20 protein-coding genes and 1 tRNA gene are annotated in these 21,971 nt (G+C 64.2%); 12 read left to right on the forward strand and 9 right to left on the reverse strand.

Going from position 1 to position 21,971, the window contains the following annotated elements:
• Positions 1-129 precede the first annotated feature (129 nt).
• From KI794_RS02715 to KI794_RS02725, 3 genes are all read right to left on the reverse strand, one after another.
• Positions 130-1,623 (reverse strand): peptide MFS transporter, encoded by a 1,494-nt coding sequence (locus KI794_RS02715; RefSeq protein WP_255809044.1) that lies wholly within the window; start codon positions 1,621-1,623, stop codon positions 130-132.
• A gap of 258 nt (positions 1,624-1,881) precedes the next feature.
• Positions 1,882-2,202, reverse strand: coding sequence for a hypothetical protein (locus tag KI794_RS02720; protein WP_255809045.1), 321 nt, complete (start codon positions 2,200-2,202; stop codon positions 1,882-1,884).
• An 86-nt stretch (positions 2,203-2,288) separates the two neighbouring features.
• Entirely contained in the window at positions 2,289-2,813 is a 525-nt protein-coding gene (locus tag KI794_RS02725; protein WP_255809046.1) for a TetR/AcrR family transcriptional regulator, read from the reverse strand.
• Between the two features lie 94 nt (positions 2,814-2,907).
• On the opposite strand from KI794_RS02725, the gene KI794_RS02730 reads away from it, so the two are divergent.
• Positions 2,908-3,441: an FBP domain-containing protein gene (locus tag KI794_RS02730; protein ID WP_255809047.1), complete on the forward strand. Its 534-nt coding sequence runs from the start codon at positions 2,908-2,910 to the stop codon at positions 3,439-3,441.
• 248 nt (positions 3,442-3,689) lie between these two features.
• On the opposite strand, the gene KI794_RS02735 is transcribed toward KI794_RS02730, so the two are convergent.
• Positions 3,690-3,778 (reverse strand) — tRNA-Ser (locus KI794_RS02735).
• A 94-nt stretch (positions 3,779-3,872) separates the two neighbouring features.
• Between KI794_RS02735 and radA the strand changes: the two genes are divergently transcribed.
• Both radA and KI794_RS02745 read left to right on the forward strand, forming a co-directional pair.
• A complete protein-coding gene (gene radA / locus KI794_RS02740; protein ID WP_255809048.1) occupies positions 3,873-5,195 on the forward strand; it encodes a DNA repair protein RadA in 1,323 nt (440 codons plus the stop codon).
• 62 nt (positions 5,196-5,257) lie between these two features.
• A complete protein-coding gene (locus KI794_RS02745; protein WP_119282015.1) occupies positions 5,258-6,769 on the forward strand; it encodes a malate:quinone oxidoreductase in 1,512 nt (503 codons plus the stop codon).
• 422 nt (positions 6,770-7,191) lie between these two features.
• Here the strand turns inward: KI794_RS02745 and KI794_RS02750 are convergent, their stop codons facing one another.
• The gene (locus KI794_RS02750; protein WP_255809049.1) at positions 7,192-7,953 is read right to left on the reverse strand and encodes an HAD-IIB family hydrolase; all 762 of its coding nucleotides are present in this window, start codon (positions 7,951-7,953) and stop codon (positions 7,192-7,194) included.
• 90 nt (positions 7,954-8,043) lie between these two features.
• On the opposite strand from KI794_RS02750, the gene argF reads away from it, so the two are divergent.
• From argF to KI794_RS02765, 3 genes are all read left to right on the forward strand, one after another.
• Positions 8,044-8,970: an ornithine carbamoyltransferase gene (gene argF, locus KI794_RS02755; protein ID WP_119282017.1), complete on the forward strand. Its 927-nt coding sequence runs from the start codon at positions 8,044-8,046 to the stop codon at positions 8,968-8,970.
• Complete coding sequence (argH, locus tag KI794_RS02760; protein ID WP_255809050.1) at positions 8,967-10,385, forward strand: argininosuccinate lyase; 1,419 nt, start codon at positions 8,967-8,969, stop codon at positions 10,383-10,385. The genes argF and argH overlap by 4 nt, the downstream gene beginning before the upstream one ends.
• A 182-nt stretch (positions 10,386-10,567) precedes the next feature.
• Positions 10,568-11,221 carry a hypothetical protein gene (locus tag KI794_RS02765; protein ID WP_119282019.1) on the forward strand — a complete coding sequence of 218 codons (654 nt, stop codon included), beginning with the start codon at positions 10,568-10,570 and terminating at the stop codon, positions 11,219-11,221.
• Between the two features lie 82 nt (positions 11,222-11,303).
• Here KI794_RS02765 and KI794_RS02770 read toward each other — a convergent pair whose 3' ends face one another.
• Positions 11,304-12,662: an FtsX-like permease family protein gene (locus KI794_RS02770; protein ID WP_119282020.1), complete on the reverse strand. Its 1,359-nt coding sequence runs from the start codon at positions 12,660-12,662 to the stop codon at positions 11,304-11,306.
• On the reverse strand, positions 12,659-13,363 hold the full coding sequence (locus KI794_RS02775) for an ABC transporter ATP-binding protein (RefSeq protein ID WP_119282021.1): 705 nt from the start codon (positions 13,361-13,363) through the stop codon (positions 12,659-12,661). Before KI794_RS02775 ends, KI794_RS02770 begins: the two co-directional genes overlap by 4 nt.
• A gap of 168 nt (positions 13,364-13,531) precedes the next feature.
• Between KI794_RS02775 and tyrS the strand changes: the two genes are divergently transcribed.
• Together tyrS and KI794_RS02785 are read left to right on the forward strand one after the other, a co-directional pair.
• Positions 13,532-14,815, forward strand: a complete 1,284-nt coding sequence (gene tyrS, locus KI794_RS02780; RefSeq protein ID WP_255809722.1) for a tyrosine--tRNA ligase — start codon at positions 13,532-13,534, stop codon at positions 14,813-14,815.
• 233 nt (positions 14,816-15,048) lie between these two features.
• Positions 15,049-16,242 (forward strand): dipeptidase, encoded by a 1,194-nt coding sequence (locus KI794_RS02785; protein ID WP_255809051.1) that lies wholly within the window; start codon positions 15,049-15,051, stop codon positions 16,240-16,242.
• Between the two features lie 32 nt (positions 16,243-16,274).
• Here KI794_RS02785 and KI794_RS02790 read toward each other — a convergent pair whose 3' ends face one another.
• Positions 16,275-17,204 (reverse strand): Lrp/AsnC family transcriptional regulator, encoded by a 930-nt coding sequence (locus KI794_RS02790; RefSeq protein ID WP_255809052.1) that lies wholly within the window; start codon positions 17,202-17,204, stop codon positions 16,275-16,277.
• A 217-nt stretch (positions 17,205-17,421) separates the two neighbouring features.
• Here KI794_RS02790 and KI794_RS02795 point away from each other — a divergent pair, with 217 nt between their 5' ends.
• The 3 genes from KI794_RS02795 to KI794_RS02805 are packed head-to-tail and all read left to right on the forward strand — an operon-like array spanning position 17,422 to position 20,197.
• Complete coding sequence (locus tag KI794_RS02795; protein WP_255809053.1) at positions 17,422-17,592, forward strand: hypothetical protein; 171 nt, start codon at positions 17,422-17,424, stop codon at positions 17,590-17,592.
• A complete protein-coding gene (locus KI794_RS02800) occupies positions 17,589-19,064 on the forward strand; it encodes a purine-cytosine permease family protein (protein WP_255809054.1) in 1,476 nt (491 codons plus the stop codon). Before KI794_RS02795 ends, KI794_RS02800 begins: the two co-directional genes overlap by 4 nt.
• Before the next feature lie 2 nt (positions 19,065-19,066).
• Positions 19,067-20,197, forward strand: a complete 1,131-nt coding sequence (locus tag KI794_RS02805; RefSeq protein WP_255809055.1) for an alcohol dehydrogenase catalytic domain-containing protein — start codon at positions 19,067-19,069, stop codon at positions 20,195-20,197.
• On the opposite strand, the gene KI794_RS02810 is transcribed toward KI794_RS02805, so the two are convergent.
• Positions 20,194-20,775, reverse strand: coding sequence for a helix-turn-helix domain-containing protein (locus KI794_RS02810; protein WP_255809056.1), 582 nt, complete (start codon positions 20,773-20,775; stop codon positions 20,194-20,196). The genes KI794_RS02805 and KI794_RS02810 overlap by 4 nt on opposite strands.
• Positions 20,776-20,903: 128 nt before the next feature.
• On the opposite strand from KI794_RS02810, the gene speB reads away from it, so the two are divergent.
• A complete protein-coding gene (gene speB, locus KI794_RS02815) occupies positions 20,904-21,851 on the forward strand; it encodes an agmatinase (protein WP_119282026.1) in 948 nt (315 codons plus the stop codon).
• Positions 21,852-21,971 lie beyond the last annotated feature (120 nt).

Genomic DNA, 21,971 nt, shown 5'->3' on the forward strand with positions numbered 1-21,971 from the left:
GGACGTCGAGGCTTCCCCCAAGAATCCATTCGACGTATGCCCCATGTATCCCCGCTGCGACGCAAGAAGGGCCGGGCAGAAGCTCAAGCTTCTGCCCGGCCCTTCGACGCGCGGTGACGCGGGTTCGCGCTAGCGAATGCCGCCCATGAGTCGCAGCACCGGCTTACGCAGCAGGAAGAGGATCGCGCCTACCGCGATCGACGCGCCACCGAGCGCGAGGAAGTACGGGACCTCGTTCTCGGGAGTGTAGAAGCGCGACAGCGATCCGGAGGCGGCGGAACCGAGCGAGATCGACAGGAAGAACAGCGCAACCATCTGCGAATGGAACGCTCGGGGCGCGAGCTTCGTCGCGAGCGACTGGCCGACGGGGGAGATGCTGAGCTCCGCGAGCGTGAGCAGCAGAATGATCACCACGTAGGCGAGGAAGGGAACGGTGCCGTTTGCGCCGCCCGCAAATGGAATGAAGCACAGGAAAGCGACGCCCATGAGGGCAGTACCGATCGCAAACTTCACCGGTGTGCTTGGCTGCTTGTCGCCAAGCTTCACCCACATCGCGGCGAAGACTCCCGCAAGAATAATGATGAAGATCGGGTTGATCGACTGCACCATGCTTGGGGGCATCTCCCACCCAAAGATGGTGCGGTTCAGGCGCTGGTCTGCATAGATGGCGAGCACCGTGAACTGCTGCTGCGACAGCGACCAGAAGACCGCCGATGCGAGAAACAGCGGAATGAACGAGAACACCTGACGGCGCTCGGGAGCGGAGACCTGGCGGCTTGAAAGAATCACGGTGAACAGCACAACAACAGCGATCACGATGAGCACAACAACAACCGTCGAGAGGTTCTCTGCGGTGATCACGCCAAGCGAGAGCGCGAGGGCGATGAGCGCGATGGCGACAACGAAGATGACCGACCACACACGCTTCTGAGTTGAAGACAGCGGGTTCGCTGGCTTCCTGCTCGACTCGCTCACCGTGTGCTTGCGCATGGCGACATACTGCACGAGACCAACCGCCATGCCGATGGCTGCGAGACCGAAGCCCCAGTGGAAGCCCTTCCAGCCCCACAGCGCGCTCGTGAGCAGCGGGCCAGCGAACCCGCCAATGTTTACGCCCATGTAGTAGATCGAGAACGCGGCGTCGCGTCGCTGGTCGCCCTTGTCGTACAGGTCGCCGAGTACCGTCGAGGTCGTCGTCTTCAATGAGCCGGAGCCGAGTGCAACGCCAACAAGGCCCATAGCGAGACCGAGCACGCCCGGGACGAGCGCGAGCGCGAGGTGGCCTCCCATGATGAGGCATGCGGCCGTAAGCAGAGTGCGCTCGGCGCCGAGCACGCGGTCAGCGACCCAGCCTCCAAGCACAGCAGAGAGGTAGACGAGGCCTCCGTACGCGCCAACGATCGACGTCGCGGCGGCCTGCGACATTCCCAGGCCGCCGTCGGTGACGGAGTAATAAATGTAGAAGGCGAGGAGCGCCTGCATGCCGTAGAAGCTGAACCGCTCCCACATCTCAACGCCGGCGAGGTTTGCGAGCCCCCACGGGTGGCCGAAGAAGCCACCCTTGCGCGGCTGTGACTGACTCGCCGGCGCCGTATTATCGGGCTGCGTAGTGGGTGATGACACGGGTTCTCCCCTGGGGTATACCGCGTGCGATGGCCCTCGCAGCGCTGGCGAGGGGCGCACCGCTGCGGAAAATCAAAAACATGAAAAAGACCCCGCCAGTGCGCTCCGTACCCCGGCGACCAGTGCCGTTCGTACCGCGCTCCAGTGTGCGGGGCCAGTGAAAACCGTATCACTGTCTGAGATTTCGGGCGCGTCGCGGGCGCGGAATGTGGTCTGGGGCGAGCAGGATCCCTGCCTGTGGTGCGCGACGGCTAGCTGCTAGGCGTCGCCGCCCTCGGACCCAGCGGCATTGCGGCGGTCGATCCGGCGATTGTGCAGTGAGAAGCCCAGGACTGCGGCAATGACAGCGGCAAAGAGAAGCACGAAGTTCCACGGGCCGACGTCGCGAGAAATGAGGAGCCCACTCGACACCGTGAGGACGAGGCCGACGGTGTAGGTCCACTCTGCGTGAGGCGGCATCGGATCGAGCTGCCCGGTGAGCGGGATGTGCTCGTGGGGGTGCGAGCACAACACGATCCTTATGGAGATGAAGAGCAGGGCCAATCCCACACACGTGACAGCCCATGCGAGGAGAACCATGCCCCTAGTCCACAGCAGGTGCGCGGCGACGTCAACCAGTGCGGGTAGTCGCGGTCGAGCGTGATGTGCGATGTGTGCGCGTCTGCTCAGCCGGCGATGAGGTCATCGAGGTGCGCGGCGCCATACTGTTCCGGGGCGATGCGCTGCATGCCCGCGAGCGCGACGCCGAGGAGCACCGTGCGCTCAGCGGCGAGTTCAGAGACCGCAGGGGCTGCGCTGCGGAGGGCCGCGGTCAGCTGGCCGAGGGTCTCGGCGTAGACGGGTCCGAACTCGCGGGAGCGGAGCGCGTAGGCCCAGGCGCTCACCCACAGGCTGACCTCTGCCGCACGCTCGGGGTCGACATGGTTGCCGAAGAACTCGCGAATGGGATCCTTCCCGTCAGTGACGACAGCTTGGTCATACTCGGCGAGGCTATCGGCGACGAACTTCTTCCAGGCGCTCGCGATGAGCGCGGGGACGCTCTCAAAGTGCTGGTGGATGAGGCCGGGCGATCCTTCGACTGCTGTCGCGATGGAACGCGCAGATACACCCTCGAGGCCGTCCGCGAGCATGACGCGGACGGTCGCCTCGATGATTGCCGCGCGGCGCTCTTCCCGGGGCAGATAGGCCATTGATCCTCATTTCTCGCGAACTCCGTGTAGTCTATCTGCGTAATCTGTACGTGTGTACAAATTGCTTGAGATTGCGATTCACGAAGGAGAAATCATGCGCCCCCACGCGCTCACAACCCTGCGCAATGCACTGGGTAATGTCGACGCGTCGACCCGGAGGACCGCCAGAATGCCGCGGGACGGCTTCACCCCTGCAGTGGAGGATCGCGACTATCTCGGCTGGCGAGACCCAAGCGCCCCGCAACGCGGCTACCTCTTCATCGAGGGTGAGCACGGCCTGCGGGGTGTGATGCTCACAACCACTCGCACGCGGAACTCGGTGCGGCGGGCCGTGATGTGTGAATTCTGTCGCATCCCGCGACGGTTCGACCAGGTGGTGCTGTTCACCGCGCCCACGTCGCCGAAGCACAAAGACAGCTCGACGTTCGGGACCTACCTGTGCATCGACCTCGACTGCAATGCGAGGGTGAATGCGCTCAGGCCAATGGGGCCGCTCGACCCGCCGGCCGACGTGATGGTGGCCGCGCATCGGGCCCAGCTCACGGAGCGTGTGACGGCCTTCGTGACAGAGGTGTTGGAGCGCGCGGAACTGCCGGCCACGCGACGAACAGGCTCTGCATCGCGGTGAAAGTGGTCTAAGCCTCGGGACCTTGACTCGGGCTTGCCCGGAGGTCGGGGTCCGCCCGGTAGCCTGGGCCCTCCGCGGGCCGCCGGATAGTCCGTTTTCTGCAAGTGAGTACCTAGCCAACGGGATGCAGGGGGCTGTTTTGCGAGGAAGGGACTGTCTTGCGAAGGGTGGGCCCGTCCCGCTGGCCAGAATGCGGAAAACCCCCGCGATCAGAATGTTTCCATTCGATCTAACGGGGGTTTTCTCTGTGGCGGTGACGGCGGGATTTGAACCCGCGGTAGGGGTTGCCTACACAACATTTCGAGTGTTGCACCTTCGGCCGCTCGGACACGTCACCGCGGAAAAGTTTACGGGAAAGTGTCTGCAGAACCTAATCGGGGTGAAAGGTGTGAGCGCGCCGGAGTGTCGGAGGTCGCCGCTAGTCTCGACACATGGCGAAAACGAGTAGCGCGTATGCCTGCAGCGAGTGTGGCTGGCAGGCTGCGAAATGGGTTGGTCGCTGCGGTGAATGCCAGCAGTGGGGCACCGTCGAGTTGCGTGGTGCGGCCAAGGCCTCGCTCGCGCGTACAACCAAGGCAACCGCGCCAGAGGCTGGGCGTGAGGCTCGGCCGATCACCGAACTCTCTGGCGCCTCCGTCAAGCACAGGCAGACGGGCATCACTGAGCTTGACCGCGTGCTGGGAGGTGGCATCGTGCCGGGCGCCGCGATTCTCTTCTCAGGTGAGCCTGGCGTGGGCAAGTCAACGTTGCTGCTCGATGTCGCCTCGCGCATCGCCCGCCACGGTGCCCGTGTGCTGTACGTGAGCGGAGAGGAATCGACGGGCCAGATCCGCATGCGGGCCGAGCGTACCGACGCGCTCGTTGACACCCTGTATCTCGCAGCAGAGACTGACCTGGGGTCGGTACTCGGGCACATCGAGCTTGTCGACCCGGGGCTCATCATCATCGACTCAGTGCAGACCCTTGCGAGCGACCAGGTCGAGGGCATCGCGGGCGGCCCATCGCAGGTGCGCGAGGTTGCGGCCGCTCTCATTCGGGTGGCGAAGGATCGCGGGACGCCAGTGATCCTTGTCGGTCACGTCACGAAAGACGGGTCTGTTGCCGGGCCGCGACTCCTCGAACACCTCGTCGACGTGGTGTGCCACTTTGAAGGCGACCGCAACACCGCACTGCGGTTCCTACGCACGCTGAAGAACCGCTTTGGGCCGACCGACGAGGTCGGTTGCTTCGAGATGACTGGCGGCGGTATTGCCGAAGTGAGTGACCCCAGCGGGCTGTTTCTCAGTCGAGGCAGTGTGCCCGTGAGCGGCACCTGCGCGACTGTTGCGATGGAGGGGCGGCGCGCGTTGCCAGTCGAGATCCAGGCGCTTGTGGCGTCGAGTGCGACGCCGAACCCGCGACGCGTGACGAGCGGAGTCGATCCTTCGCGAGTGGCGATGATTCTCGCGGTGCTTGAGCGCCGCGCGCGCGTCAGGCTCCACGACCAAGACGTCTATGTATCGACAGTTGGCGGGGTGAAACTCACCGAGCCCGCCGCAGACCTGGCAATCGCGCTTGCAGTGATTTCAGCGGTCGCTGATAAGCCCCTCGAACTCGAATTCGCGGCCTTCGGTGAAATTTCACTGGCCGGTGAGATTCGCGCGGTCACCTCAGGGCCACAGCGGCTCGCGGAGGCAGAACGCCTCGGATACACGCGAATCGTCGACTCAAGAGCCGAAACGCTCGCCGAAGCCCGGCGCCTCGCAATCGGCTAAACCCGGTTCCCTGAGCGCCGTGAGACCCGGGCGCCCCGGTATCCGAGGTACACTACAAGATCGTGAGCACAAACACGGTAGATGTCGTACTAATCGGCGGCGGCGTGATGAGCGCAACGCTCGGAACGCTGATCAAGCAGGTTCGCCCTGACTGGACCATTGAGGTCTTCGAGTCCCGCAGCGAAGTCGCCACCGAAAGCACCAACGGGTGGAACAACGCGGGCACCGGCCACGCCGCGCTCTGCGAGCTGAACTATATGCCCGAGGGCAAAGACGGCAGCCTCTCCGCCGATAAGGCGATCAACATCAACGAGCAGTTCCAGCTCTCGCGCGAGTGGTGGTCAACCCTCGTCGAGCGTGGCATCCTCGCTGAACCGACAAGCTTCATCAACCCGACCCCGCACATGACGTTTGTGCGTGGCGAGGAGAACGTTGATTACCTTCGCCGCCGCTACGAGCTGCTGAAGACTGAGCCGCTGTTCTCTGACATGGAGTTCAGCGACGACCCCGAGAAGATCGCCGAGTGGGTGCCGCTCGTCATCGATCGCCGCGCGAAGAGCGAAGTTGTCGCCGCCACCCGGTCTGAAGCCGGCACGGACGTCGACTTCGGCGCCCTCACCCGCCAGCTCTTCGGCTACCTCGAGCGCGAGGGAGCCCAGATGCACCTCGAGACCGAGGTACAGAAGCTGAAGCGCAAGGCAGACGGAACTTGGGACGTGCACGTTCGCAGCCGCAACGGCTACGGCACCTCGATCACGAACACCAAGTTCGTCTTCGTCGGTGCAGGCGGCGGGGCGCTCCCGCTGCTGCAGTCATCTGGCATCCCAGAGATCAAGGGCTTCGGTGGCTTCCCCATCAGCGGTAAGTTCCTGAAGACCTCGAACCCAGAGATCGTCGAGCAGCACAACGCGAAGGTTTACGGCAAGGCCGCGGTCGGCGCGCCCCCGATGTCTGTCCCGCACCTTGACACCCGCATCATCGACGGCAAGAAGAGCATCCTCTTCGGGCCGTACGCAGGGTTCAGCCCGAACTTCCTGAAGAAGGGCTCGTGGTGGGATCTTCCCGGCTCCATCCGTGCGCACAACCTCGGCCCGATGATCAAGGTCGGCCTCACGGAGTTCTCGCTCGAGAAGTACCTCGTGTCTGAGCTCCTCGCGAGCCGCGAGAAGCAGATGGAGACCCTGCGGCAGTACCTGCCGAGCGCGCGCACCGAGGACTGGGAGATGGTCACTGCTGGCCAGCGAGTCCAGGTTATGAAGAAGGATCCCAAGCTCGGCGGCATCCTGCAGTTCGGCACCGAGGTCATCACCGGTGCAGAGGGCTCGATCGCCGGCCTGCTCGGAGCCTCGCCCGGCGCTTCGACAGCGGTCCACGCGATGCTCGGTGTGCTGAAGACCTGCTTCCCCGACGAGTACGCGTCTGAGTGGGAGAACGTTTTCAAGGAGCAGGTGCCCGCTCTCGGCCAGGGCCTCAACGGTCGCCCCGAAGCCGCGAAGGAATCGCTCGAACGCACAACCCGCGTGCTGCAGCTCGGCGTCGCAGCCCCCGCAGAGGACGCGGCGGTCGAGGCCTAGCCTTCTCGGGCCTCAGTGCCCTATACATACATGTGTGGCCCCATCGGTTGGTGGGGCCACACATGTATGTATAGGGTTTGGCTCCAGGGGGCTTCTGGGCGCTCGCCTCGTACGCCTGTGATCTGCAGGAGAAATGCTGAGACGTTGCAGGTTCTCCATGTCTACTGCAGATGACAGATGTTCGTGCTGGGCCGGTTCTGCTCCGCTCGCCTCGTGTGCCTGTGATCTGCAGGAGAAATGCTGAGACGTTGCAGGTTCTCCATGTCTACTGCAGATATCAGATGTTCGTGCTGGGCGGGCCTGGGTTCGGCCGGGCTGGGGCGGGCTGGGCTGGGCTGGGTCGGGATCGGCGCGGCTCGGTTGTGCACAGGTGTGTGGCAGGGCCTGGCGTGTGAGAGGCCTCTGGCCGGCCCCCACACCGCCTACGCGTCGAGCAGCGCCTCAATGAAGTCTGCGGTGTCTTCCCACCCAGTGACCGCGTGACACTTCACACCCATGGCCTTCACCGGGTAGTCATTGCCGTCGGGATCCAGCCTGTCGCCGACAAAGAGCATGTCGTCAAGCGGAATGCCCGTGTGCTGTTCAAGCTTGCGCATGCCGTAGGCCTTGTCGATCCCTCGCCGGGTGATGTCAACTGAGGTCGATCCGCCGCTGCGCACTTCGAGGCCAGGGAGCCGCTCGGCGACCGCCGCTCGCAGAGTGTTCTTCTTCTCGCCCGTTGGGTCCCATGCGTGCTTGGCGTCGACGGGGGCACGCTGGCCGAGAGCGGAGAATGTGACCTGGGATCCGCGATCCTCAAGGATCTCGCCCCACGGCTCCGCCTCCCAGAGGCCGAGCCGCCCAGCTTCCTCGCGAAGGGCAGCGAGCGCCCCGTCACGCTCCTCCTCGGTGAGATGCTCGCGGTACACGGTGCGCCACGCCCCGGCTTCGCGCCGCTCGTATCTCGTCCCGCACGTTGGTAGGAGGTGTAGCCGCTCGAGCGCCGCTTCGGACACGGACTCCAGGCCGTCGAGCTGAGAGACGAGCTGCGACTCGAACTGCTCGAAGTTGCCGCCGGAGATGACCGCGACCGTTGTCTGCTCAAGCAGACGGGCGAATGCGTCAAGCATGCGTTGCGGGACCGGGGACTTTGAAGGGGCGAGCGTATCGTCGAGATCGAATGCGACAAGGCGGGGGACAGACATGGCCCCGATTCTCCCATAGCGCCCGCGCGGCCAGAGAAGGGCCACCCGGCCCGTTCCGCCGTGCCGGGGGCGGGCGAGTAAGCTGGGCGGGTGACTAGGCACTTTCTGAGAGACGACGACCTGAGCCCATCCGAGCAGCGCGAGGTGCTCGACCTCGCTGCGCGAATGAAGCAGGACCGATTCTCGGAGCGACCCCTCGAGGGGCCGCAGTCTGCCGCGATCTTCTTCGACAAGACGTCGACCCGTACCCGCTTCAGCTTTGCGGCGGGCGTCGCAGACCTTGGTGGCAATCCGATCATTGTGAATCCTGGCGAAGCACAGCTCGGCGCGAAGGAGTCGATCTCTGACACCGCGAAGGTGCTGTCGCGGATGGTGTCGCTCATCGTCTGGCGAACGCACGCGCATGCCGGTCTCGAGGAGATGGCTGAGAACGCGACCGTTCCCGTCATCAACTCGCTGTCTGACGACTTTCACCCGTGCCAGATCTTGGCCGACCTGCAGACGATCCGCGAACAGAAGGGCGACCTGCAGGGCCTCACCGCAACGTACCTCGGTGACGCCGCAAACAATATGGGTCACTCCTACCTACTCGGGTTCGCGACCGCGGGCATGCACATCCGGGTGGCGGGCCCCGCTGGCTTCCACCCCCGAGCTGACATCATTGCTGACGCCGAGAAGATCGCGGCTGAGACCGGTGGCAGCGTCACAGTCTTGACCGACCCGGCAGCGGCAGTCGCAGGCGCAGACGCCGTCATCACAGACACCTGGGTGTCTATGGGACAGGAGGCCGAGAAGGCCGAGCGCATCGAAACCTTTGGCTCGTATCGCGTCACCGCCGAACTCATGGCGGAAGCGAAGGCGGACGCTATCTTCCTGCACTGCCTCCCCGCCTACCGGGAGTACGAGGTCGCGCCTGAGGTTATTGATGGCCCACAGAGCGTCGTCTGGGACGAGGCAGAGAACAGATTGCATGCGCAGAAGGCGCTGATGGCTTGGCTGCTGAAGGAGAGCAAGTGACTGAGAATACGAACCGCGCTGCGGAAGACGGTGCCCTGTGGGGTGGACGATTCGCGAGCGGCCCGTCGCCTGAGCTTTTGAAGCTCAGCAAATCGACACAGTTCGACTGGGTGCTCGCGCAGTACGACATCCGTGGGTCGAAGGCGCACGCGAGCGCGCTCGCCGCAGCCGGCTACCTGTCGGCTACTGAACTCGCAGACATGCGTGCCGCTCTCGACGAGCTCTCGGCTCGTGTTGCTGACGGCCGCTTTGTCGCCGCTGAGGCCGACGAGGACGTGCACTCCGCGCTCGAGCGAGGCCTCATTGAGATCACTGGCGTTCAGCTGGGCGGCAAGCTTCGCGCTGGCCGCAGTCGCAACGACCAGATCGCGACTCTGGTGCGCATGTACCTGCTTGATCACGCCGCCGTTATCAGCGGGATGCTCGTCGAACTCGCGGGTGCCATTCACGCGCAGGCGGTGGCGCACGAGGGCGCGATCCTGCCCGGGCGTACGCACCTGCAGCACGCACAGCCGGTGCTGCTCGCGCATCAGCTCGCAGCACACGCGTGGCCGCTCGTGCGCGACCTTGAGCGGCTGCGCGACTGGTCGCGGCGGGCGAGCGCATCGCCGTACGGGGGCGGCGCACTCGCTGGCTCGTCACTCGGTCTGGATCCGCGCCTCGTCGCAACAGAGCTTGGCCTCGGTGACCCGCTCGAGAACTCGATCGATGGCACCGCGGCGCGCGACGTCGTCGCCGAGTTCGCGTTTATCACGGCGCAGATTGGGATCGACCTGTCACGGCTGAGCGAAGAGATCATCCTCTGGAACACGAAGGAATTCGGCTTCGTTCGTTTGCACGATGGCTACTCGACGGGGTCGAGCATCATGCCGCAGAAGAAGAACCCAGACATTGCAGAGCTCGCGCGCGGCAAGTCGGGGCGCCTGATCGGTAACCTCACCGGCCTGCTTGCGACGCTCAAGGCGATGCCGCTCGCTTACAACCGCGACCTGCAGGAAGACAAGGAGCCAGTCTTCGATTCGGTCGAGCAGCTTGAGGTGTTGCTGCCAGCTTTCACAGGCATGGTCGCGACGATGCGTTTCGACACTGATCGCATGGCCGAGCTTGCCCCGCAGGGCTTCTCGCTTGCAACTGACGTAGCCGAGTGGCTGGTGAAGCAGGGCGTGATCTTCCGTGACGCACATGAGATCTCAGGCGAACTCGTCAGGTACTGCGAGGAGCGTGGGCTGGAACTGCACGAGCCAAGCGACGACGAGCTGCTGACAGTGTCGGAGCACTTGCTGCCTGGCGTGCGCGATGTGCTCACGATCGAGGGGTCTGTGAATTCTCGAGTTGGGGCGGGCGGAACAGCGCAGGTGCGCGTAACCGAGCAGCTCGCGGTGCTTGCTGACCGGCTGCAGGAGTTTGGCGCTTAACTGACCACCGCCCCATCGGGGAGCCGCTGAGAACCGGCCTGTGCACCTTCGCGCACAGGCCGGTTTTTTCGTGCCGGCTGGTCCTTTGTCCACAGATTCCATCGTTTCCCACCGATGCGCCGGATACCGACGTAGTGTGGAACCACTTAGGCGACGGCTGATGAGTAGAGAGGTGGTGGAGTGTGGGACTTTTCGAGCTTTTGGCAGCGCTTGCGAGCGTAGCCGCGATTATCTCGGTCGTGCTGTGGAGCACGCGGGACACGAAGGTAACGCTCGGTGCCCGAATTGACAGTGTCGAAGCGCGACTCGATCGGATGGACAAACGGTTCGACAAGATGGATTCGCGGTCCGACAAAAACGAAGCAAGATCGGCGGACCACTTCGAGCAGCTGGAGGAAGGACTCGCCCGCACGACAGCTGTGATGGAGGCCCGCTTTGACAGTGTGGAGGCCCGCTTTGACAGTGTGGACGTCCGCTTTGGCAGTGTGGACGTCCGCTTTGACGCCGTGGATGCCCGTTTTGACAGGCTCGACGTTCGACTCGATCGGACAGACGACCGGGCAGCTGCGTTCGGAGCCTTGGTTGAGGGGCGCTTCGACACTCTGCGGGAACGGATCGACGCGGGTGCGGCGGAAGCGCTCGCGCGCAACGATGACCTGCGGGCGAGGCTCGAGACTCGCTTTGACTCGGCGAACGTTCGGGTCGACGGAGTGTACGAGAGTATGGAACGACTGCGCGACAGCATGTCTGTGCGTATTGCTGAACTGCGACACGAGTCGCACGGTCAAAATCCCGATCAGGGCGGCGAGAGTAGTTCCCGACTCAAAAAGGCCTGAGCGCCAGAGGCGCACACGGTGCCACTCTCCGAAGACGCAAGCCTTTCCCGCGCTCCGCCAGAGAGTGGAGCGCGGGAAAGGACTACTCGCGGTGACCATCCCCCGCTTCGACGCGTGCCGAGTCTCGAAGCAGTGGACGAGTCCCGAAGAGCGCCCCGAGCACGATGAGGTAGCCGAACATGATCATCGAAAGCATCGTGAGGAGTGACAACGGGGCGAAAATGAGCGCAGCACCCAGAATCGGGAACAGGAGCACCGCTGCGATCGTCGCCGAGCCTATCGAAGCGACAGCGAGCGGCAGAGTAGCTGCCTTGCGCCGTGCTCCGTCCTGCACAGACAACGGGGTGCCCATGATCGCAAGCGACCGATGAACATCACGGCGGTCAAGGATCTGCGCGGCCTGGTTCACCCCCACCGAGCATGCGACCATCACGAAAGTGCCGATGACGACGATCGCGAGGCCCGTGCGCATATCGCTCATGAGAAACTGCTCAGGGCCGGTGAGCTCAGCCTCGGCGCCAGAAGCCTGGCCGAGAAGCGCGATGCCCGATCCTGCGAAGACAGCCATGAAGCTCGACATCGCCACTCCAGAGACCTGCCGCCAGGCGGCCCGTGGAGACTCAAGGACGAGGCGCGCTGAGATGAGGTCGACAGGCGATTGCGCGCGACGCAGACGTGCCCTACCGAAGAGCGAGAGCACCCACGCCCCAATGAGGTCGATCGCGAGTAGGGCGACAGCGAAAGCGACAAGAAAACCGATAAGGACAACCGCGAGACCAGCATCGCCGTCGGCCTGAGTGAGTGCCGACACTGTCAGAACCGCGACGATGATTCCAGCGATTGCGACGATCGCCTGCACCCACGGCATTTTCGGTGCCGACTGCTTCATCGCGACCCCAAGGGGCGAGATGATGACCTTGCGGAGCCCGACCATTGCGCTGAGCGCGGCGATGGCGACGACAGCGAGCACCAGCAGTGCCGCCCACCCGAGCGGGAGTGCGGCCTGCGCTGCCCCGATCGCTGCCCCGCGGAAATGAATGAGGCCGATGAGGGGTGAGAGCGCGTACGCGAGCAGGACTCCCGCCACTGCACCCACACACGCGACCGCAGCGGATTCGAAGATCGCGAGCCCAGCAGTGCTTCGCCCGGTCGCGCCGAGCAAGCGGAGCACTGCCAAACGGTCGTCGCGACGTCGCGCCGAAAGCCTCGCAGCCGCCGAACCGAGCGAGATCAGTGGCGGAACCATGAGGGCGAGCGCGAGGCCCGCCAGGAACCCGTAGAGGTATGCAAGCTCATCGTCGAATACCCAGAACGACTGGGCACCGCCGATGACGATTGCAAGAAGGGCAGTTACGCTCGCAAAGGCGATGCCTGGAAGCAGCAGCCCGGCGGCACCCTGCCTGCTTGGGCGCGAGAGCAGCGGAAGAACTCGAAGAATCATGACTGGGTTCCGTTCGATCCCTGCGCGTGCGCGGTGTCTGCGACGATACGACCGTCAGACAGCGTGACAACGCGCTGGCACCGAGCCGCGACGCCGGGGTCGTGCGTCACAACGACGAGTGTGCGGCCGTTGCCAGAGGTGCTCGAGAGTAGCGCTGTCATCACCTCTTGGGACGTGTTCGAGTCGAGCGCCCCTGTCGGCTCGTCGGCGAATATCACCCGGGCGCCAGTCACTTGCGCGCGCGCGATCGCGACGCGCTGAGCTTGGCCTCCTGAGAGTTGACCGATCCGGCGTTCTTCCATTCCGGCGAGCCCGAGCGCCTGCAGCCACTGCGCCGCCGGCCCGATAGCGTCGCTCTTCTTCGCGCCATTGAGCATGGGAGCGAGCGCGACGTTCTCGACTGCAGTCAGCTCGGGGATGAGGAGCCCCTGTTGGAACACGAAGCCGAACTGCTCTCGCCGAAGCCTGCTGCGTTCAGAATCGGGAAGGCCGCTGATCGGCTTCCCCGCGTACGTCACGGTGCCCGATCCCGGGGTGAGGATGCCGGCGAGCATGTGAAGCAGCGTCGTCTTCCCTGAGCCGGAGGCGCCCATGATCGCTGTGGACGTACCTTCTACGATCCCGAGCGAGAGGGAATCGAGGGCGCGAGTGCTGCCGTATTGCTGTGTGAGGCTGTCCGCCTGCAGGATCACGTGTGTCATGGTTCCATGCTTCCGCGGGGCAGGCCCGGAGGGATCGGCCCGCGGTGCCGGACGATGGTACTTGGGTACCCGCCTGCCCGGTACCGCGGGGCCAGACCGGTGCCCGACTCGATCGGCAAACGAGGTAAACTGCGAGGCGTGTCTGAATTGAACGAACGCACCGAGCTCATGGCCAACCAGCGCATCGACGACAGCTTCCCCACCCTGTGGGCGGAGCTCGAGTGGCGCGGGCTGATCCACGTTTCCACGGACGGCGAAGCGCTGTCCGAGTTGCTCGAGGGTGAGCCGTTCGCGTATTACTGCGGGTTCGACCCGACAGCGTCGAGCCTGCACCTCGGCCACTTGGTGCAGTTGCTGCTCATGCGCCGCCTCCAGCTGAAGGGGCACAAGCCGCTCGGCCTCGTCGGGGGATCCACGGGTCTTATCGGCGATCCGCGCCCCACGAGCGAGCGCACCCTGAACTCGCGCGAGACTGTCGCGCAGTGGGTTGATTCGCTCGGCGAGCAGGTTTCGAAGTACCTGAGCTTCGAGGGCGACAACGCCGCGCGTCTCGTCAACAACCTCGATTGGACGGCGCCGCTCAGCGCGATCGATTTCCTGCGTGAGATCGGCAAGTACTTCCGCGTCGGCACGATGATCAAGAAAGACATCGTGGCGAAGCGCCTCGACTCAGATGAGGGCATCAGCTACACCGAGTTCAGCTACCAGATTCTGCAGGGGCTCGACTACCTTGAGCTGTACCGCCAGTACGACTGCAAACTGCAATCGGGTGGCTCAGATCAGTGGGGCAACCTGACGAGCGGAACCGAGCTCATCCGCAAGGCCGAGGGCGCAACCGTGCACGCGATCGGCACGCCGCTCATCACGAACGCCGACGGCACGAAGTTCGGTAAGAGCGAGGGCAATGCGATCTGGCTGAACCCAGAGATGTGCTCGCCGTACGCGTTCTACCAGTTCTGGCTGAACCAGGCCGATGCTGACGTCGTGGATCGCCTGAAGGTGTTCACGTTCCTCACGCGCGCCGAGATCGAAGACTACGCGGCCCAGGTCGCCGAGGAGCCCTTCAAGCGCGCCGCGCAGAAGCGCCTCGCGCTCGAGGTCACGACCCTCGTGCACGGCGCGAAGGCGACGCAGGGGGCAATCGACGCTTCCGCGGCGCTGTTCGGCCAGGGCGAGCTTTCTGATCTTGACGAGGTCTCGCTTGCGGGCGCGGTGGCTGAGCTGCCTTCTGCCTCGGGCGCCGCCGGCGCGAGCATCGCGCAGCTGCTCGTCGATACCGGGCTCGTGAAGAGCCTTGGCGAGGCACGCCGCGCGATCGCGCAGGGTGGCGTGTACGTGAACAACGCGAAGGTTGAGTCTGATGAGGCCGCGCTCGCCGCAGCCGATCTACTGCACGGCAAGTTCGCGGTGTTGCGCCGCGGCAAGAAGACGCTCGCGGCGGTACGCGCGTAGCGCTCGGCAGTGCATACACGGGCCGGGGAGGATCGCCAGAATCAGTGATCCTCCCCGGCCCGTGTTCGTGTGGAAGGCGTTGGCGGCCGGCTGAATGAGGTTGGCGATTGGGTGGCGATACGCCTCGCCCGGCTCAAGGCCGCACAGAGATTGCACAGCGACCGCGGGTTGATTTGTGGGTAATGCGCAAAGCGTTGCGGGCGGCCCGCAGCACGCTGCTAATCTCTGGCGCTATGACAACTCGACACCGTCGTCGCTGGGTTCGGCGAACCATTATCGGAACCGTTCTCGTGCTTGCACTCGCGCTGACCGCGTTCTTCGCGCTTGCCCCTGCGATCGCCGAGCGGAGCATGAACGAGATCACCGGTGACCCGATCCCTGAGGTGTCTGCTGAAGCCGCCGCCTTGCACTCGAAGCTTGCGGTCGCAGACATGCATTCAGACACGCTCATGTGGGATCGATCACTGAACACCCGTGCTGATCGTGGCCACGTCGACGTTCCCAGGCTCGCCGAGGGCAACGTCGCCCTGCAGGTCTTCTCATCGGTATCGAAGTCTCCCAAGGGGCAGAACTACGACTCGAACACAGGCGACACCGACAACATCACGCTGCTGTCGTTCGCGCAGCTGCAGCCACCAAAGACCTGGTTCTCGCTGCTCGAACGGTCGCGCTACCACGCGGCGAAGCTCGCGAGAGACGCTGAAGCCTCCGGCGGTGCGCTGCGCGTGATCACCACGCGCGCCGAGCTCGAGCAGCTGCTCGTCGATAGGTCTGAGGGGAGTCCTGTGATCGGGGCGCTGTTCTCGGTCGAGGGGCTGCAAAACCTCGAGGGCGACATTGCGAACCTTGACGTGCTGTATGCAGACGGGATGCGGATGGCGGGCCTGACTCATTTCTTCGACAACGAGCTTGCCGACTCGATGCACGGCGTCGGTAAGGGAGGGCTCACAGAACTGGGCCGCGAGGCAATTTCAAAGATGGAAGACCTTGGAATCGTTGTCGATATTGCCCATGCCAGCCACCAGACAATCGCCGAGGTGCTCGAGAGCGCCAAGAAGCCAGTCGTCGCAAGCCACGGCGGAGTTCAGGCGACATGCGACGTGAACCGAAACCTCACGGACGACGAGATCCGCGGTGTCGCGAAGACTGGCGGCGTGATCGGAGTGGGGTACTGGGACGCGGCTGTGTGTGAACTCACACCGCAGGCTGTGGTTGACGCGATCGACCACGTCGTGAAGATTGGCGGGATCGAGACCGCGGCCCTTGGCAGCGACTACGACGGGTCTACCGAGGTTGCCTGGGATACGAGCCACCTTGCGATCATCACGCAAGAACTCATGAATCGCGGCTACGACGATGATGACATTCACGCGATCATGGGCGGCAACACGATCCGAGTGCTCGCTGAGACCCTCCCGGCGGAATAGCTGAGTCCCGTGGGCGGCCTCCAGATCCCCGCTTAGTGCGTTCCGAACGCCGCAGTGAGGCGGTCTCCCTCGCCGTACTGTTCCTTGTGCATCCGCAGGTTGGCCCAGGTGTCCACCCTGGAGATCTCGGGGCGTGAACGGAGTGCGTCGGCGAGTCCAAGGATCTCGTCGTTGGAGGATCCTGAGAGCGTCGCGATGAGATCGTAGCCTCCAGATGCCACGGCGAGAAACTCGGGGCGTAAGTCCTTCACGCATGTGAGGGCGGCCTCGAGCGGGCCGCGCACCTGAATCCCTGCCCCGACGGTGACGGCCGCGGAATGACTGCCTCGAACAGGGATCCCCACGACCTTTACGGCCCCGTGACGAGTCAGGCGCGTGAGGCGGAGGCGAGCTCCACTCGCGGAGATTCCGGCTGCCGCCGCGAGCTCACGAAATGTCGCGCGACCGTCCTGCTGAAGGTGCCGGATGATGGCGCGATCGGCGTCGTCGAGGACGAACCCAGTTCCACCGGTGCGAATTGGTGAGTGCAGGTTTATTTCGATGCTGTCGTAGTGGTGCACTCGAAGCTCACGAACGTGGGGCAGCTGACGAATCCGGTCGATCGTCTCCCGCAGGTGGGGGTCGGCCCCGGTGCGAATCTCGGCATCGAGCCCGTAGCTTCCGGTGATCTCTGCGACGAACGTGGTTTCGGGCATTGCGACGACCGCCTCCCGTGCGGCGGTGATCGGGCCATCGAGGGCAATCTGAACGTATGCAAAACGTTCGAGGCTCAAGAGGTCTGGGCTGATTGACACAGTGATGCGTAGTTCGTCGTGTTCGAGCGCCGACTGGACTATGTGGGTCACCTGGCGTCTCGTGCTTCCGTGTTTGGCCGCAATCTGGGCGTAGCTGGCCCGGCCGTTCTCGCGAAGCTCATCCAGCACCTTCGTCCTGAGGCCATCGGTAGCCTGTTTCGGTTCCACGTGTGGCCTCCAAATTCATCGGACTGGGTACAAATTTTGCGCACCACAAAGCATGCTAATCGAAGATGCTGACGCTATTTTGCACCGATTCCGTGCGTTTGCGCACGAAAGGACTTTCTCAGGTGTAAATGCGTTTGCGCGCGCTTCCACGACGGACTTAGGCTTTCTCCGACTTACGAAGGTGTACGACCGGGACTCACAAGGAGGTCAGACCCAAATGTCTGAATTTATTGAACTGGATGCGGAAGTCGAGCGTCGCCTCGCCATCCTCGAAACAGATGAGGCGGCAGATTCCGTGCACGCCGCAATGAGCGGCAAGAGTCTGGCGCTCTTCCTCACGGTCGCAGCAGCTATCGTCGCGGTCTCGATTGCGATGGTCCTGCTGTGAGCTCGGTGCGTGACAAGCGCGCGCGGGCTGGCGTCGACGCGGATATCGCGAAGGAGGCGGTGTACGGCTCCCTCCCGCTCCTGAAGCACGAGCGCACGTGGAGTGGCGGGGACTTTAGCTGGGTCACGTTGAGTCTCGCGATTGCAACCTGGGCCTTCCTCACAGGCGGATCGACGGTGCTTCTCGTCGGGTTCACCGACGGCATCGCGGCCATGCTCATCGGCAACAGCATCGGTCTCGCAATCATGGTCCTTGGGAGTGTGCTGTTTAGTCAACGGCTCGGCATTGAGCAGTACAAGGTTCTGAAGTCGGTCTTCGGTGTCATTGGAGTCGGCATCGTCGTCTTCGTTGTCGTGCTGCTGACCGAAATGGGCTGGACGTCGCTTCTTGGCGTGATGTTTGGTCGCGCTTTCTCAGAGATCTCAAACCAGGCCTTCGGCACCGAATTTGCGCAGTTTGGCCCCCTCGTCACGGTGTTCGCGCTGCTTGCGATCTTCATCGGCTGGATCATTCTGTCGCGAGGGCCAGTCACGATCAGTAAGCTCAACAGGTTCGTCGCGCCGGGCCTACTCATCGTTGTGGCGCTCATGATGGTGCTGTTGATGACCCACTACAGCTGGGGCGATCTGTTGGCCGCAGAGCCCATCGCGCCGTTCGCGGACGAGCAGCTGAACTTCATGATGGCGGTCGAGTTCAATCTTGGAGCTGGCCTATCGTGGTGGCCTGTCATGGGCACCCTGGCTCGGCTCACGCGGGGCCCGCGTGCAGCGGTATGGCCCGCATACGGTGGCATCTTCATTGGTACCGTCGTTGCGCAGCTTGTCGGCATGGCCGCGGGACTGCTGTTCGGGCAGGCCGACCCGACCTCGTGGATGGTGCCGCTCGGAGGGCCCGTTCTGGGTGTTCTCACGCTCCTGTTTGTCGGGTTTGCGAACGTCACGAGCATGGCCTCTATCGCGTACTCGACAGTCCTCGCCGTGAAGCAATCGAGTGGTAGGGCGCTCTCGCGCCTGCGCTGGCCTGTGCTCGCAGGAGGCTTCCTCGCCCTGCCGGCCGTGCTGAGCTTCTTTCCGGGGTTCATGTACGAGCAGTTCATGACCTTCGTCGTGGTGAGCGGTGCATTCATCGCGGCGATTTGCGGCGTGATCATTGCCGACTACTTCATCCTGCGGCGCCAGGTTGTTCCGCTTCGGGCGCTCTATGCGAGTGGCAGGCAGGACCCGCTGCGCTTTAGCAGCGGCGTCAACATCGCGGCCATCGCTGCGGTGATTATCGCCTCCGCGTTCTACCTCTGGGTCTACAACCCAATCACGCTCGAAACGCAGCCACTCTTTCGGTTCGCGACAGCGACGGTCCCTGCCGTGCTGATTGCGATGGGGAGTTATCTCGTGTTGAACCGGCTCTTGTATGTGCGCCGCGGCCGCGGTGCGTATGGGGGAACCGATACCTTTGCGGCCGCCGGAAGGAAGTAATCATGGCTGAATCGCGGAGGGTTCGCTCGGCTGTATTTCACGCAGATAGTGGCGACAGGCTCGCTGTCGAGACACTTACTCTCGATCCTCCCGGGCACGGGGAAGTGCGGATCGCTGTGCGCGCGGCGGGGGTGTGTGGCTCGGACCGTCACGTCATCGACGGCGAATGGAATGTGCCGCTGCCCGCGGTCATGGGGCATGAGGCGGCCGGCGTCGTCGAAGCGATCGGCCAGGGCGTGCGCGAGCTTGCCGTGGGAGACCACGTCATTATCGCTTGGCACCAAGCATGCCAACGATGCGCCGAGTGCGCCGGAGGGAAGCCGTGGGCGTGCATGCGCGTGAAGTCGAACGATTCTCAACTGCCAGACGGCACCACACGTTGGCGGACGCTCGACGGTGCTGAGGCTTGGCCCTACCTCGCGGTCGGGGCGATGAGCGATCATGTTGTGGTGCCTGATTTCGCCGCGATCAAGGTCGACGAGCGTGTCCCGTTCGACATCGCGAGCCTCATCGGATGCTCGGTGGGCACGGGCTACGGTGCGGTGGTCAACAATGCCAGGGTAGTGGCTGGCGAAGCTGCTGTGGTTGTTGGGGCAGGCGGGGTTGGTCTCTCGATTATCTCGGCCCTCCGGCTGGCGGGAGCTCACCCGATCATCGCGGTCGACGTGACCCAGGAGAAGCTTGCTGAGGCCGCTCGTGTTGGAGCATCGCACGGCCTCATCGGGGGGTCGAACCTCGCCGCGGAAGTTGCGGCGCTCACCCAGGGTGGCGCCGACGTTGCGTTCGAAGCGATCGGCCGCATCCAGACAATGGCGCAGCTTCCTGCCCTCATCCGCCCCGGCGGGCGAGCCGTGTTCGTTGGGTTGCCGCCCGAGGGGCAGACGCTCGAGCTTGATGCGTTGCAGCTCGCCTACGACGGGAAGACAATCATCGGCTCAAATTACGGGGGGCTTGTGCCTGCTCGGGACTTTCCGAGGGTTGCCGCCGCCTATCTGGCTGGCGAGCTGCCGCTCGACGAGCTGGTGAGCTCGAGGGTCTCGTTGGACGAGGTCAATGACGCGTTCGATGCGATGCGCCGCGGCGAGCGCACGCGAAGCGTGATCCTGTTCCCGGCAGACCCGAGCGCGGACTAGCGCGAGCCGCTCCAGGCGGCGGGCACGAGGATCCACACGATCTCGGCGCCCGCCTCGCCAGCCCGCCAGGTGTGCGGCGTGCGGCCCGGGAAGGTGAGGGTGTCGCCGGGGGCGAGGGTGACCTCGCGGTCAGCAAACTGCACGCCCACCTCGCCCGCGACGACGTGGAGTGATTCGACGTCGCAGCTGACGGTGTAGAGCTCGTCGCCACCTGAGCCCCCTGGCTCGACGCTCGAACGGAGCACCTGCACGCGCTCTTCTGCGCGGGGGGTGACGAGTCGCTCGTCGGCTCCGATACCGCCCATGTTGATTCGCGGAGCATCTGCGAGTCCAACGAGCTGCACATCAGGCTCCTCGAAGAGCGACCCGATCGGCAGCGATAGGGCCTGGCAGAGTTGCACGAGTGTCGGCACGCTCGGCATCGTCTCGTCGCGCTCGATGCGGCTAATGAATCCCTTGGTGAGATCCGAGGCCGCAGCAAGCTGCTCAAGCGTGAGCCCCTGGGCCTGGCGCGAGCTGCGAAGTTTCGCGCCGATCTGCACCTGAGTTTCGGCCGCTGTGGGATGGATCGGTCGCACGACGTGGCCTCTTTCGTCAGGGAATTGTGAGCGCGTTGACGCTCCAGCGTTCCCAGTCTATGCTGGTCTCAAGTTCACCAATAGTATTCAAGAGTTTACTATTAGGCAACAAGACTGGAAGGGAACCAATGTCTGAGCACACACCGCAGGGCCCGGTCGACGCGAGTCTGACCCCCCGCTACGCCGGGATCGCCACGTTCGCCAAGCTGCCCCGCATCGAAGACGTGCCTGCGGCCGATATCGCCGTCGTCGGCGTCCCCTTTGACACCGGCGTGAGCTTCCGCCCGGGCGCGCGTTTCGGCCCGTCGCACGTGCGCGAGGCGTCGCGCCTCCTGCGCCCCTACAACCCCGCGCAGGATGTCTCGCCGTTTTACGTGAAGCAGGTTGTTGACGCCGGCGACATCGTGGCGAACCCGTTCAACCTCGACGAGGCAGTCGACCAGGTCGAGGCCGCGGCGACCGAGCTCGGCGAGAAGGTCGACAAGATCGTCACGATCGGCGGCGACCACACGATCGCGCTCCCGCTGCTGCGCGCAATCAACAAGAAGCACGGCCCGGTCGCAGTGCTCCACTTCGATGCGCACCTCGACACGTGGGACACCTACTTCGGCGCCCCGACAACGCACGGCACCCCGTTCCGCCGCGCGTCAGAGGAGGGCCTTATCGACATGACGGCGTCGATGCACGGCGGAACCCGTGGCCCGCTCTACGGTAAGCAGGATCTCGAAGACGACGCAATGCTCGGCTTCCAGATCGTCACGAGCGAGTTCATCGAAGAGAACGGCGTGCCCGCCGCCCTCGAGAAGATCCGGAAGCGCGTCGGCGACAAGCCACTCTACATCTCGATCGACATCGACGTGCTCGATCCCGCGCACGCGCCTGGCACAGGCACCCCCGAGGCCGGTGGCCTCACGAGCCGCGAGATGCTTCGCCTCATCCGCGGCCTCGCGGACCTGCACATCGTGGGCGCCGACGTCGTTGAGGTCGCGCCGGCCTACGACCACGCGCAGATCACCGCTGTCGCGGCGAGCCACGTCGTGTACGAGCTCGTCAGCGCGATGGCAGCCCGCGACTAGGGGTCGCCCCACTTCAGCGCAGGGCCCTCGAGTGATCTCGGGGGCCCTGCGCTGCGTCGTTGGTGCGTTGTCGCTGAGCTTGCCGGTCTACTGTTGAGGTGGGCGGGCGCGGGAACCGCC

The organism is Leucobacter aridicollis (assembly GCF_024399335.1).
Classification (GTDB): Bacteria; Actinomycetota; Actinomycetes; order Actinomycetales; family Microbacteriaceae; genus Leucobacter; species Leucobacter aridicollis_A.